Raw genomic sequence first — 13,125 nt, 5'->3', positions numbered from 1 at the left:
GAGGGCACGGCAGACACGAACTGCCGTGCGTGCACGTCGAGTGGAATGCGGCCCGGCAGGGCCGGGCCGCCAGCAGTACCCGCAGTTCCAGCAGTACGACCGAGTAGTCGAAAGTAAGGAGCAGAGCGCCATCAGGATCGCCCGGGCGAGGAAGAGTCCGCCCGGGTACCGCAGGCCCCGGATTGGAAGGTGGTCCACGGTCACGCAGCAGCGATCCCCGCAGCCCCGCCCTCCGGGCGGACCTCGCGGAAACAGAAGGCCGGCGCAGTCTGCCGGCAGATGGTGTTGAAAGCTCGGGGCCCGGGTGCCGTACGGCACCCGGGCCCCCCGACGCGTCCCCGAAAGAAGAGGTCTATGCCCCCTGCCGATCCCCGTCCCGTCGACAACCTCGACGACGATGACTACCCTGCCTACACGATGGGCCGCGCTGCAGAGATGCTCGGCACCACTCCCGCCTTCCTGCGCGCCCTCGGTGAGCACCGCCTGATCACCCCGCTGCGCTCCGAAGGCGGCCACCGCCGTTACTCCCGGTATCAGCTGCGCATCGCCTCCCGAGCCCGCGAGCTGGTCGACCAGGGGACCGCCATCGAGGCTGCCTGCCGCATCGTCATCCTCGAAGATCAGCTCGAAGAAGCCCGGCGCATCAACGAGGAACTGCGCGCCCGGGGCGGCGAGTCGACGACGAGGACCACGGCCTGATCGGCACGCCAGCGGCAGGTGAGCACCGGCCGGCCGTCGGTGAGCCGGCCACCACCTGCCCCCCGCCTCACGACCGGACCGCGGACACGGAATGACGCCGGTCGCGGACACGGAATGACGCCGGTCGCGGACACGGAATGACGCCGGTCGCGGACACGGATTGACGCCGGTCGCTGAGGTTCTCAAGCTGTAGAGGGGGTTGGCGGAAGGGGCCGTGGCCGTGAGCGGTGTGCAAAGTGGACTTCCCCAGCTGCTGACAGCAGTGGAGCGGGCGGCGCCGGCGGACGCTGTGGACGTGGTCGCGGAGGACCTGCGGCGGCGGTTCGAGGCCACGAAGGTCTCCTTCCTCATCGTGGACCTGACCGGCAAGGCGGTGGCCCGCCTGCCCGAAGCCGGGGCAGTGGACGAAGGGCGGGAAGCGGAGCGGATCCCCCTCTTCGGCAGCGTCTACGAGCAGGTCATCCGCACCCAGCGGATCCACCAGGAGGCGGCTGGTCAGGGACACCGAGCGATCGTGCCGGTCACCAACCGGGGCGACGCCATCGGCCTGCTGGAACTGCTCCTGCCGAGGACCCCCGACGAGGACGTCATCGACGCGATCGGAGAGACCGCCCACGTCCTGGCCTACGTCCTGATCGCCAACGGACGGTTCACCGACCTCTACACCTGGGGCAAACGCTCACGGCCCCCCACACTGGCGGCAGAGATCCAGTACCAGCTGCTGCCCCCGTCGCTGTCGTGCGAGGCCGCGCAGTTCACACTGTGCGGGCACCTCGAACCCTCCGAAGACCTCAGCGGCGACACCTTCGACTACATCCTGGACCGCGACACCCTGCATGTGTCGATGACCGACCCCATGGGCCACGACACCAACGCCGCCCTGGCCGCCACGGTCCTCGTGGGCGCGCTGCGCGGAGCCCGCCGCGCGGGAGCGGACCTCGCCGAGCAGGCCCACCGAGCCGACCAGGCCCTCGCCGCCCATGGCCACGGCCACGCCACCGGTCAGCTGCTGCGGATCAACCTCCACACCGGGCAGGCGCAGCTCGTCAACGCCGGCCACCCCTGGCCACTGCGCCTGCGGGACGGCGTCGCCGAGATGATCACCTGCGACGTCGACCACCCCTTCGGCCTCGCCGTGCGCCTGCCTCACCCCTACCGCGTCCAGGACATCGATCTGCGGCCCGGTGACCGGCTGCTCATGCTGACCGACGGCATGCTCGAACACCACGGGGAGAAGGTCGACCTGCCTGACCTGCTGGAGCGCACCCGCGACCTGCATCCGCGCGAGACCGCGCTGACACTGACCTCGGCGGTACGGGACGCCGCCGACGGCCGGCTCGAGGACGATGCCACCGTGATGTGCCTGGACTGGCACGGACCCCAGCGGATCCAGCGACACGTCAGCTCGGGCGCGGACACCCGGCAGGCCTCGGCCGGTCGCACGAAGCAGCAGCCGTGACCCGGAAGACGCGGATGACCCGGATGACCCGAATGACCCGGAGCACGCTCCGGCCCGAGGGTGGTGCGTTCCTGGGGCGTGCCCGAGATCGCCGACCGGCAGCCGCACCGCTCAGAAGGCGGTGCCCGTCTCCTCGGCCAGCGTGTGCAGGAGGCGGTCCTGGAACGCCTCGTCGTGGACGGCACGGTGCGGTTGCTGCCGCTCCCGGTGGTACCAGTACCCGCCGGTGGTGAGGGCCTCGGGTTCGTCGCTGGAAGCGAGCCACTCCTGCGTGCGGTGACCGAGTTCCAGATCGTCCGGAGCGCTCGGTCCGCCCATCTTCGTCGGCACCCAGCCCGGGTCCACAGCGTTGCTGAGCACCCCTGGGCGCAGGCGGGCCACCGCTGCGGCGAGCGTCGTGACGAACAGCTTGCTGTCGGCGTACGAGCCCGCGCTCCGGCCCTTCCAGTCGACACCGTCGAGCGAGGGGTGCCCGTCGAAGTGAGAGCCACTGCTGAGGTACACCAGACGGCGCGGCCCGCTCAGCAGGGCCGTGAGCAGGTACGGCGCGATGATGTTGACCGGCATGACCGCCGGCCCGCGCCACACCCCGGCGTTGTGGACGACCGCGTCCAGCGGCTCCCGGTCGCTCAGCTCGGCGGCGATGCGCCGCACCGCCTCCCGATCCGTGAAGTCACCCACCACGAGGTGCGCTCCCCGCTCCACCAGCGCGTCGAGACTCTCCGCGCGCTGGGGGTTCCGGGCGTGCACCACTACGTCGTGCCCTTCGGACACGAGCGTCTCCGCCGCGGCGCGTCCCAGGCCGTCGGCGGAACCGGTCACCAGGATCCGACTCACGAGCTCACCGCCTTCTCGCCGAGGGCGCCCGGCGCCGGGAACCTGGAGCCGCCCTGGCGTTCCGGATGTGCCCGATGCGTCCAATGTGCCTGATACATCCGATGTGCCCGATGTTCATGGAGTTCCTGGTATGCCCGGTGTTGCTGGCGTGCCTGACGTTCCGGGTCGTCGGTGCCCGCACCTCCGGCACCGTGCGGGACTGCTCCTCGCATCGCGGTGTTCCTTCCGCTCTATCGGCCACCCGTCCGGAACGGCGGGCCTCGGAAGGTGAGCCTAAAAGCTCTTCGCTCGCGTCGTACGCCGACCGGTCGATCACACCGAGGCGGGTCTGCCGTGCCCGAGCAGCGCAGGGGGGCGGGGACAGCGGCGGGAGCCGGGTCAGGAGCCACGGGGCGGGCCCGCAGCTGTGGCTCGGCGGACCGTCCTGCCGGGCCGGTCTCAGGGCAGGAGCTCGTCGACCAGCGAGGCCACCTGGTCCACCTCGATGAGGAAACCGTCGTGGCCGTACGGCGATTCGAGCACCCGCAGGTGGTCCGCGGAGGGGATGCCCGCCGCCAGCTCCGCCTGCTGCGACGGCGGATAGAGCCGGTCGGTGTCCACGCCCGCCACCAGTGTCCTCGCGGTCACCCGGCCGAGGGCGGCCCGTGTGCCGCCGCGGCCGCGCCCGACGTCATGGCTGTTCATCGCCTCGGTCAGCACCACGTAACTGCCCGCGTCGAAGCGGCGCACCAGCTTCGCCGCGTGATGGTCGAGATAGGACTCGACCTGGTAGCGGCCACCGCGCCAGGGGTCCTCCGCGCCCTGGGCCGAACGGCCGAAACGCACCGCGAGCTCCGGCTCGCTGCGATAGGTGACATGCGCGAGCCGGCGGGCCAGCCCCAGCCCGGTCTCCGGGCCCCGCCCCGTGTCGTGGTAGTGGCCGCCCTGCCAGTGCGGGTCGCCACGCACCGCGTGCAGCTGGATGTTCGCCCAGGCGATCTGCTCGGCGCTCGCCGCGGCCGTCGTGGCGAGCAGCAGCAGCGCGTCCGTGCGGTCCGGATGCGACACGGCCCACTCCAGCGCCCGCATGCCACCCATCGAACCGCCGACCACCAGCGCCCACCGGTCGACTCCGAGCGTGTCGGCCAGACCGGCCTCGGCCGCCACCTGGTCCCGCTGGGTCAGGAAGGGGAAGTCGCCACCCCAGCGACGTCGACCGGCGGCGAGCGACGAGGGACCCGTGCTGCCCTGACAGCCGCCCAGCACGTTCGGCGCCACCACGAACCACCGGTCCGTGTCCAGCGCCCGCCCCGGACCGACGAGCCCGTCCCACCAGCCGGGCGTGGGATGTCCGGGGCCGGCCGGACCGGCGACATGGCTGTCACCGGTCAGCGCGTGCAGCACCAGCACCGCGTTGGAGCGGTCCGGCGCGAGCCGTCCCCAGGTCTCGAACGCCAGCCGCACGCCCGGGAGTTCACCGCCCGCCTCCAGTCGCAGCGGCGCGTCCCGCTCGTACCACTGGCGACGCCCGGGCGGGTCCCCCTCCCGCCAGGCCCCGGAGGCCGGCGGGAGGGGAACCGCGGAAGGCGTCAGTACGGTGTTCAGGAGGCGCCCTTGGCCGCCCGGAACCCGGCCTCCAGATCCGCCTTCAGATCGGCCAGGTTCTCGATGCCGACCGACAGGCGCACCAGGCCCGGCGAGGTGCCGGTGGCCGCCAGCTGCTGCTCGTCCAGCTGGCTGTGCGTGGTGGACGCCGGGTGGATGATCAGGCTGCGCACGTCGCCGATGTTGGCGAGGTGGCTGAACAGCTCGACCGCGTCCACGAACCGCTTGCCGGCCTCCACGCCGTCCCGCAGCTCGAAGGAGAGCACCGCGCCCGCACCACGCGGCAGATAGCGCTGCCCCGCCTCGTACCAGCGGTTGGACGGCAGCCCCGGATAGTGGACCGCGGCGACCTCGTCGCGCTGTTCCAGCCACTCCGCCAGCGCCTGCGCGTTCTCGGAGTGCCGCTCGATGCGCAGGCTCAGCGTCTCCACGCCCTGCAGCAGCAGGAAGGCGGAGTGCGGCGACAGGGCCGGGCCGAGATCCCGCAGCAGCTGCACCCGCAGCTTCACCGCGAACGCGCCCGGACCGAGCGCGGGCCAGTACCGCAGGCCGTGGTAGCTCGGGTCCGGCTCGGTGAAGTCGGGGAACCGCTCGGCGTGCGCCCCGAAGTCGAAGGTGCCGCCGTCCACGACCACACCCGCGATCGTCGTACCGTGCCCGCCCAGGAACTTCGTCGCCGAGTGCACGACGATGTCGGCACCGTGCTCGATGGGGCGCAGCAGGAACGGCGTGGGCACCGTGTTGTCCACGATCAGCGGCACACCCGCCTCGTGCGCCACGTCCGCGACCGCCCGCACGTCCAGCACGTTGCCGCGCGGGTTGCCGAGCGTCTCCGCGAACAGCGCCTTGGTGTGCGGCCGGATCGCCGCCCGCCAGGCCTCCGCGTCGTCCGGGTCGTCCACGAACGACACCTCGATGCCGAACTTCGGCAGGGTGTGCCGGAACAGGTTGTACGTGCCGCCGTACAGCGAGGTGCTGGACACGATGTGGTCGCCGGCGCCCGCCAGCGTCAGGATCGCCAGTGTCTCCGCCGCCTGGCCCGAGGACAGCGCCACGGCCGCGACCCCGCCCTCCAGGGCGGCGATGCGCTGCTCGAACACGTCCTGGGTGGGGTTGTGGATGCGGGTGTAGATGTTGCCGGGTTCGGCCAGCGAGAACAGGTCGGCGGCGTGCTGGGTGTCCTGGAACACGAACGACGTCGTCTGATAGATCGGCGTCGCCCGAGCCCCGGTCGTCGGGTCGGGGGCGGCGCCCGCGTGGATCTGCTTGGTCTCGAAGGACCAGGCCGAGGTGTCGGGCCCGGCGGGCTCGCTCTCGGGGGTGTGGCCGGCGGCGACGGAGTCGAGGGGCTGACTCATGGTGGTTTTCCCTTGTGCGTAGGGCTGCGGGTGGAGACGGGGACGGCCGCCGCGGCGGTGGAGCACGTACGGAGCCCCAGAACCCGGAGCGGCGGGCGCGAAGCGTGTGCGGTGCCGCGAGAACCGGAGCGGCGGTCGGCGGAAGGTGGCGCGAGACGGCCGCGGACAGCCGGAGGAGCGGAGCGCGGTGAGCGGCGGCTGCTGGACAGCCGGAAGAGGAGTCAGCGCGCGGCGCGACAACAGGTCGCGGTACAGGACACGCGACCCGCACGGCAGAAGGATGCGGGGACGATCACATGGCTACGAAAACACAGCGAGAGGACGCGGACCAGCGACATGACGGGGGTGACATACAGCGTTCACGAAACGGGCCGGGGCGGAGGTTCAGCGGACGCGAGGAGTGAACGTGACACCGACACGGCCGCGGGGCGGCAGGGCCACGGCCAGGCGCGGGCGGGGATCGCCGGACACCTTCACGTCGTAGCGGCTGAGCACGGTGGCCAGGACGAGCACCGACTCCATGGTGAAGAACGCCTGCCCCACGCACTGGTGGGCGCCGTCGCCGAAGGGCAGGTAGGCCAGGGGGTGCCGGTCGCGTACGGCCTTCCGCTCGAACCGGGCAGGATCGAAGCGCAGCGGGTCGGGCCAGAACTCGGGCAGCCGGTGGGTGAGGTAGGGAGAGATGACCAGCGTGCTGCCGGCGGGCACGGGCACCCGCCCGACCGTGTCGTCCGCTCTGGCGACCCGGGGGACGGCCCAGGCCATCGAGTGGAGCCGCATCACCTCGGCCATCACCTGCTGCGTGAAGACCAGCTTCCGTACGTGCTCGGGCCGCGGCGGACCGCCCGCCAGCACCTGGTCCGCCTCCTCGCGCACGCCGGCCGCGACGGCGGGGTGCCGAGCCAGCGCGGCCCAGGCCCACGTGAGGGTCAGAGCACTGGACTCCGAACCGGCCACGAACAAGGCGACGATGTCCTGGCTGACATGCTCATCGCTCAGCGGCCGGCCGTCCGGCCCGTGCCCCCGCAGCAGACCGCTCATCAGGTCCACGCCGTCACCGCCCTGACGGCGGGCCCGCTCGATGACAGGCAGCAGGATCCGGTTGATCGTGCGGGTCGCTCGCAGGAAGGCCCGGTCCCCGGGCATCGGCACCCGGTGGGGAACGAACGGCATCGCCATCCGCCACAGCAGCGAACCCAGGGCCGTGGCCACCTCCTCGCCCAGCCGGTCGCACTGGCCGGCGCTGATCCGGGAGCCGAAGAAGACCGGATTGATCACGCGGTGCACCAGCCGGGTCATCTCCCGCACCGCGTCCACCGGCTCGGCCCGTGCCCGGCCGGCCAGCTCCGCCACCGCCTGATCGATCGAGGCAGCGATCACCTCCCCGGTCTGTCGCAGGTAGCCACCCGACATGCCCGTGCGCAGGATGTCGCGGCTGGCCAGCCAGCCCGGACCCTCCCCGGCGATGCCCTGGCCGGTCAGCCGCCCCAGGGCCTCCCACATCGCGGCTCCGCGGACGTAGTTGTCCGCACCGTCCCGCAGCACGTGCCGCACATGGTCCGGGTGCGTCACCAGAAGAGGCCGAAAGGGTCCCAGTCCCAGCCGCACCACCGCCCCCTGCGCCTGCCGGCCGACCCCCTCCATCAGCCCCAGCGGCCCTCCCGCCACCAGCCGGCCCAGCACCTGGCGGAAGGGAACAGCGTGAGCCTGGTCAACGAAGGGTGCGGGCATAGACGGCCGCCTTCCGACTCGATCCGGCCAGGGCGTGCCCGGATTCGTCACGTACGCACCCGGCCTACCCAGGCATGCCGCACCCTGCACGGGCCTATCGGGTGAGGGTGAGGATGAGGGCGAAGGCGCCGCCGTCCCGCCCGGTGGCGGGGGCAGCGGGGTGAGGACGTCACCCGAAGCCGGCCGGTCACGTCCGTGGTGTCAGGTGTCAGGTGTCAGGTGTCAGGTGTCATGTGTCATGGGCCGGTGTCGTGCCCGTGTCGTGCGCCGCCGGTCCCCGCACGGCGGCCAGCGTCGTCGCCAGCGACTGCCAGACGTGGGTCGCCAGGTCCAGGTTCCTCGCCCCCGTCGCCTGGCGGCCGAGCCGTTCCAGAATGCCGATGCCCTCCTCGACGCGGCCGTCCAGGATGGCCAGCCGACCGTCGAGAGCGGCCAGCCGTACCCGTTCCCGATAGGGGAGCCGCAGATCGTCGGAGCACAGCAGGGCACGTGACAGCGTGCGTGCCTCGTCCAACCTGCCTTCGTGGAACGCCAGATGGGCACGCAGCACGCGCAACTCCTGCACCTGCGGCGGCGTGCCGATCAGATCGATGACCACCGAGGCCTCCCGCAGCCAGCGCCGGGCCGCCTCCACCCGGGGCGGTGAGAGCTCCAGGGCGGTGGCGGTCGCGGCGGTGCGCAGCCGGGTCCACAGGGTCAGGTCGTCCCTACTGTGGAGCAGTTCGAGGGCGGTTTCCAGACGGCGCTGCGCGGTGACGTGGTCACCTTGCCGGTGGCTGACCAGAGACGCGGTGCACAGGGCCTCGGCCGCCTGCGGGGCGGTGGCCGAGGGAAGCAGGTTCCGCTCCAGTTCGTCCACGTGCACACGGGCCGCGTCCAACCGGCCCAGATCGGTCTCGATGCCGATCAGCGCCACCAGCGCGGGCAAGGTGTCGGCCGTGGGGAGTGCCTTCTCCAGCGCGACGGCCAGCGCGGTCGAGGCGGCCGGCTCCGCCGCCCGCAGGTCGCCCAGCGTCCGCAGGCAGCGCGCATAGCATACGTTCGACCGCACCGTCAGCTCCGGAGCCGCCAACAGGTCGTTCAGCTCGATGAGTTGGCGCAGCCGGGCGCGCTCCGCCTCGTAGTCGCCGTTGTGGTGGTCGATACGGCTGAGCTGCCACAGGGCCTGCCAGCGGGCCGCCGGATCGGCTGAGTCGTCCTCGCGCAGTGCCCGGAGCAAGGCGGCGGCGCACTCCGTGCCGGGCGGCGCGGAAGCGGCGGCCGCGAGCTCGCGGCTGAGGGAGTCGCCGTCCTGCGGCTCGCTCAGCACGGACTCCTCGATGCCGAGCCGCTGGGCGAGATAGGTCACGGCGCGCGGTGTGGGCCGGCGTTCACCCGACTCCAGGCGTGACAGGTACCCCGTCGACATGCCCTCGCCGACGACCGCTGCCTGGCTCAGGCCCCGTTGCAGCCTGAGCTTCCTCAGTCGTCGGCCGAAGTGCGGCTGTTCGAGCATTCCCACCCTCTGGTCCCCGAGGTCTCCGTGAGTCCGCTCCCTTCCACGCGTTTCGCGGGCGGCGTGCGGAAGTCATCCGAATTTTACGGACCGTCAACAAGGCGATCAACACAATTGCGGGCGGGCGCCACCTGCGCCTTGCCTCGGAGTTGGCTGAAAGTGTTCGCCGGAGAATCCTTGGCAAATAGATGCGCCAGTCAGGCAAACCCTTGCCAACGGCCTTTCCCCGCTTTAGCCTCCAAGGTGCCGCCCTGATGTGATCGTGTCTCGCCTCTGGAGGTCTCTGTGCTCCCTTGCGCCCGCTCGGGCTCAATTCGGAGATCGATCGCAGTCACGGTCACGGCATCCGCCTCCGCGGTCACGGCAGACGTTCCAGCGGCCCCGGTGGGTACGCCGCTGATGGTCCCCGACCGTCCAGGTCACACCTTCCGCACAGTCAGATCCCGCGCGGGAAACTGGGCCTGACAACGTTGTCCGTCGGTCGCGAGGCATCCCACCCCCCTCATGTACACAGAAAGACGGTTACGTCCGTGGTCACCACGAGCATCACCGCTTCCTCCGTGTCCGTCTCCTCCAGAGGCGACGGAACCGCCCCTGCCGGGGTCGCGTCGCCGGCTTTGCCGCAGGCCACCGCCGGTGGTCCCCGGCGCCGCGTGCACACGGCCCATCTGTCTCCCCGGGACCGGACCGTCACGGCGGCGGAGGCGGAGTTCGCCGGACGGTTCGGACTGAGCCCGGGCGAGATATACGGCCACGACCTCTGCGACCTCCTGTTCGCCCGATCCCCCGCACACCTGCGGAACCGGTTCGCCGAACTCCGCGAGGGCCGTTCCAGCTGGTTCACGGAACGGGTGACCGGACGGGACGGCACCGGCGGCACCTTCCGCGCCACCCTGACGGCCATAGCGGTCGCCGGCCCGGACGGCCCCGCCGGACTCGTCATCCTGCTCGGCCACAGCGAGGAGCCCGAACTCTTCCCCATTTACGGCGAGCAGACGCTCAGCGCGCTCGACGCACGCGTCCTCGAAGGAGTCGCGAGTGGTGCCTCGACGACACAGCTGGCCAGCAGCCTCTACATGAGCCGTCAGGGGGTCGAGTACCGCGTGGGCCGCCTGCTGCGCAGGTTCGACGCCCCCAACCGTCCCGCGCTCGTGGCGCGGGCCCACGGACTGGGCATGTTCGCCGCGGGGCAGTGGCCGCCCCGTCTCCTTCCGGAGTTCGTGGAGTAGCGGCCGCCCCGCGGGTTCCGCCGGTGCGGAGGCGGCCGTCGACGAGGTGCACACCGTCGGCGGCCGCCTCCCTCCGTGCCGCCGACGAGGTCCGCACCCGCGCCCACCGTCTTCGCGCGCCCATCGTCTTCGCGCGCCCATCGTCTTCGCGCGCCCATCGTCTTCGCGCGCCCATCGTCTTCGCGCGCCCATCGTCTTCGCGCGCCCATTCTCTTCGCACGCCCGCCACTGCCTCCGTTCACCACCGCCTCCGTTCGCCGGTGACCGGACCGGGCGGGCTCGGGCGGACCCGGGCGAACAGAGGTGGACTCGGGTGGACTTGGGCGGGTCCGGACCGACGGCTGGACGGCGGCGGGGCGGCCGGGCGTCGCCTACGCCGCCGAAGGCAGCCACGCCTCCCGAAACCGGCGGCGGGCCCGATGCAGCCGGGAGCGGACCGTCCCCACCGGGAGGGAGAGGGTCTGCGCCATCTCCTCCTCGGTGAGCCCGTAGGCGCGCAGGGTGAGGACCTGCCGGTGGGAGAGGGAGAGCCGCTCCAGGACGTCGGTGATGTGCACCGCGTCCAGAGGGTTGACCTCCTGGCCGGACTCGGCCCGCGCATAGGTGCCCTCCGGACCCGTCCGCTTCGCGGTGCGCACGGCCTCGCGCAGTGTCACCGCACGCACCCAGCCGTAGAAGGCGTCCGGTTCGCGCAGGGTGCGCAGCCCGCGGTAGATGGCCAGCAGCGCCTCCTGGGTGGCGTCGGCGCCGTCGTCGTGGGTGACGGACCGGCACAGCCGGGCCACGTACGGCGTGATTCCGGTCAGCAGGTGGTTCATCGCCTGCTCGTCGCCCGCCTGGGCGCGGGGCAGCAGCGCGAGCGGCGCGGGGGTCTGGCTGAGGGTGCTCATGTGGGGGAGTGCTCCTTGTGACAGCCGGTGAGGTCGTGCGCGGTGGGCCGGGGTGGCCGTCCTCACCGTGCGGGCGCGGGCGCGGGCCGGGGCTCGGCGGCGCCCGCGAAGGCGAGAAGTCCGGTGCGGACGTCGTCCCGGAACGCCCGCATGAAGGACGGGCTGAAGCAGGCGGTGGAGTGTGGGAACTCGATGGCGAGCCGTCCGTCGAACGAGACGACGCACGCCATGACCGGGCTGCGGCCCGCCTGCGGGAAGTAGTGCTCGCGGGCCGGCACCAGCCGGACGTCGGTCGCGCGCAGTCCGGCCGGCAGCCGTGGGCCGGACACCACACCCATGTTCGTGGCGATCACGGTGGCGAGCTGGAGCGCCGGATTGCGCGGGATCTCCGGCGTGATCCGCATCTCGTGGTGGTGATCGGCGCGCGCTATGAAGTCGCCGAGCCGGGTGTGGACGGCACGGGCCAGCGCCAGCGGCTCGGTGTCCGGAGCGACGTCCAAGGTCTGGAGGTGGGTGGTGACCGCCGGCACCATGACCGCGGCGGGCAGCGGCGGGGACAGCCGCGACCGCAGGTCCACCGGCGACAGGCAGCCGAGAGTGCGGGGACCGTCGCCCTCCAGACGACGCCGTGCCGTCGTCAGAAGCGCGGCGGCGACGAGGGAGTGCACGGACACGCCCGCCTCGCGCGCGGCCCGCCGGAGGAGGCCGGTGTCCTCCGCGTCGAGGGTCAGCCGCCGCACCTCGATCTCACCGGCCGGTGCCGTGCCCTGTCCGGCGCCGGGAGCGGCCGGCGGCGTCACGTCGTACGGCACGAGCGCGACGGGGTGTCGCCGTGCTTCCTCGACGCGCCGTTCCAGGTAGGCGGCGGTGGTCGCCGGGTCGGCGTCGGGCAGCAACCGGCTGATGGGCTGCGGCCAGTCAGGGGTCTCGGCGGCATCCCCGGAGGCACGGGCGGCCGGCACCGGCGTCCTCCCGCCCTCGACCAGCGTGCGGTACTGGTCCCAGAGGGCGTTGTGCAGGGCGATGCTGCTGTGCCCGTCCGTGATGGTGTGGTCCACGACGAGCACGAACAGGTGGCGGTCGCCGTCCGGCTCGCTCACCAGGACCGCGCGGCTGAGCGGTCCGCCGACGGGCAGCGGGGTGTTGAGCTCCGTCGCATGGGCCTCCTCCACCCCGCCGGTGCGGGTGATCAGCCGGGGCCGCTCGTCCTCGCCGAGGAGTCGGAGAACGAAGCCCTGGCCGTCCGGTGCGATGCGCGTACGCAGCGTCGGATGGGTCTGCGTGACGGCGTCGAACGCCGCCGACAGCGCTTCGACGTCCACCCGTCCGCGCAGGGTGCAGGAGAGCACTGCTCTGCTGCGCTGCCCGACGTACAGCGTCTCGACCGGACACAACGCACGGTGCATGCCGCCCGCCTCTTTCCGTCGCTCTCATTTCTTCGGTTCACGGCAGGTGACGGCCCGTCACCGCCGGGGGTCGCGCTGGTCCGACGCCCCTTCGAGAGTGCAATGCCGGGCGCCGGTGAATCCACCTGGGACGGGGCGTTGGGGGAAAGTCTCGGGAATTCCCTAAAGGTCGCCGGGGCCCGGTGCTATCCCGGATCCGGGACAGTTCAGGGAAATACCTGAATTCCCCCCTGCCCGGCCGGTTCGGACTTGATCGGTTTCGCCGTCCCGTCGCACTCTGAAGGCACTTGCAGGGCCGGCGGTGGGGTCGTGCCGACCTCCCGTCCTCGGCGCGCCGGCGTGCCTTTTCCCGCCGTACGGGCCGAGGCCGCACCCCCGTCCACCCGACCGGGCGTCCCCGGCCGGGACGTTACGACCTGTCACGTGAGGGCTGTGCC

At 72.1% G+C, this 13,125-nt stretch carries 10 protein-coding genes; 3 read left to right on the top strand and 7 right to left on the bottom strand.

What is annotated here, in order from left to right:
- Window positions 1-354 precede the first annotated feature (354 nt).
- Together ABT232_RS11860 and ABT232_RS11855 are read left to right on the top strand one after the other, a co-directional pair.
- On the top strand, window positions 355-699 hold the full coding sequence (locus ABT232_RS11860) for a MerR family transcriptional regulator (protein ID WP_351839166.1): 345 nt from the start codon (window positions 355-357) through the stop codon (window positions 697-699).
- Between the two features lie 229 nt (window positions 700-928).
- Entirely contained in the window at window positions 929-2,158 is a 1,230-nt protein-coding gene (locus tag ABT232_RS11855) for a PP2C family protein-serine/threonine phosphatase (protein WP_351839257.1), read from the top strand.
- A 111-nt stretch (window positions 2,159-2,269) separates the two neighbouring features.
- Here ABT232_RS11855 and ABT232_RS11850 read toward each other — a convergent pair whose 3' ends face one another.
- The 5 genes from ABT232_RS11850 to ABT232_RS11830 all read right to left on the bottom strand — a co-directional run bounded on the left by ABT232_RS11850 (window position 2,270) and on the right by ABT232_RS11830 (window position 9,163).
- Entirely contained in the window at window positions 2,270-2,995 is a 726-nt protein-coding gene (locus tag ABT232_RS11850) for an SDR family NAD(P)-dependent oxidoreductase (protein WP_351839164.1), read from the bottom strand.
- A gap of 438 nt (window positions 2,996-3,433) precedes the next feature.
- Entirely contained in the window at window positions 3,434-4,579 is a 1,146-nt protein-coding gene (gene metX, locus ABT232_RS11845) for a homoserine O-acetyltransferase MetX (protein ID WP_351839255.1), read from the bottom strand.
- A complete protein-coding gene (locus tag ABT232_RS11840; RefSeq protein WP_351839162.1) occupies window positions 4,576-5,937 on the bottom strand; it encodes a bifunctional o-acetylhomoserine/o-acetylserine sulfhydrylase in 1,362 nt (453 codons plus the stop codon). Before ABT232_RS11840 ends, metX begins: the two co-directional genes overlap by 4 nt.
- A gap of 384 nt (window positions 5,938-6,321) precedes the next feature.
- Window positions 6,322-7,668: a cytochrome P450 gene (locus ABT232_RS11835; protein WP_351839160.1), complete on the bottom strand. Its 1,347-nt coding sequence runs from the start codon at window positions 7,666-7,668 to the stop codon at window positions 6,322-6,324.
- Between the two features lie 229 nt (window positions 7,669-7,897).
- Window positions 7,898-9,163: a helix-turn-helix domain-containing protein gene (locus tag ABT232_RS11830; protein WP_351839158.1), complete on the bottom strand. Its 1,266-nt coding sequence runs from the start codon at window positions 9,161-9,163 to the stop codon at window positions 7,898-7,900.
- Between the two features lie 653 nt (window positions 9,164-9,816).
- Here ABT232_RS11830 and ABT232_RS11825 point away from each other — a divergent pair.
- Window positions 9,817-10,392 (top strand): LuxR C-terminal-related transcriptional regulator, encoded by a 576-nt coding sequence (locus tag ABT232_RS11825; protein WP_351839156.1) that lies wholly within the window; start codon window positions 9,817-9,819, stop codon window positions 10,390-10,392.
- Window positions 10,393-10,763: 371 nt separating this feature from the next.
- On the opposite strand, the gene ABT232_RS11820 is transcribed toward ABT232_RS11825, so the two are convergent.
- The gene (locus tag ABT232_RS11820) at window positions 10,764-11,282 is read right to left on the bottom strand and encodes an RNA polymerase sigma factor (RefSeq protein ID WP_351839154.1); all 519 of its coding nucleotides are present in this window, start codon (window positions 11,280-11,282) and stop codon (window positions 10,764-10,766) included.
- 62 nt (window positions 11,283-11,344) lie between these two features.
- On the bottom strand, window positions 11,345-12,688 hold the full coding sequence (locus ABT232_RS11815) for a phthiocerol/phthiodiolone dimycocerosyl transferase family protein (RefSeq protein WP_351839152.1): 1,344 nt from the start codon (window positions 12,686-12,688) through the stop codon (window positions 11,345-11,347).
- Between the last annotated feature and the right edge of the window lie 437 nt (window positions 12,689-13,125).

It is taken from the genome of Streptomyces sp. NPDC001532 (genome assembly GCF_040298625.1).
Classification (GTDB): Bacteria; Actinomycetota; Actinomycetes; order Streptomycetales; family Streptomycetaceae; genus Streptomyces.
Note: the sequence above shows the minus strand (reverse complement) of the source record. Positions and strands in the feature narration are given on the sequence as shown.

Coding starts and splice junctions, on each gene's coding strand:
- ABT232_RS11840 (WP_351839162.1), bottom strand. CDS start 5,937: ATGAGTCAGCCCCTCGACTCCGTCGCCGCCGGCCACACCCCCGAGAGC.
- ABT232_RS11860 (WP_351839166.1), top strand. CDS start 355: ATGCCCCCTGCCGATCCCCGTCCCGTCGACAACCTCGACGACGATGAC.
- ABT232_RS11820 (WP_351839154.1), bottom strand. CDS start 11,282: ATGAGCACCCTCAGCCAGACCCCCGCGCCGCTCGCGCTGCTGCCCCGC.
- ABT232_RS11830 (WP_351839158.1), bottom strand. CDS start 9,163: ATGCTCGAACAGCCGCACTTCGGCCGACGACTGAGGAAGCTCAGGCTG.
- ABT232_RS11835 (WP_351839160.1), bottom strand. CDS start 7,668: ATGCCCGCACCCTTCGTTGACCAGGCTCACGCTGTTCCCTTCCGCCAG.
- ABT232_RS11815 (WP_351839152.1), bottom strand. CDS start 12,688: ATGCACCGTGCGTTGTGTCCGGTCGAGACGCTGTACGTCGGGCAGCGC.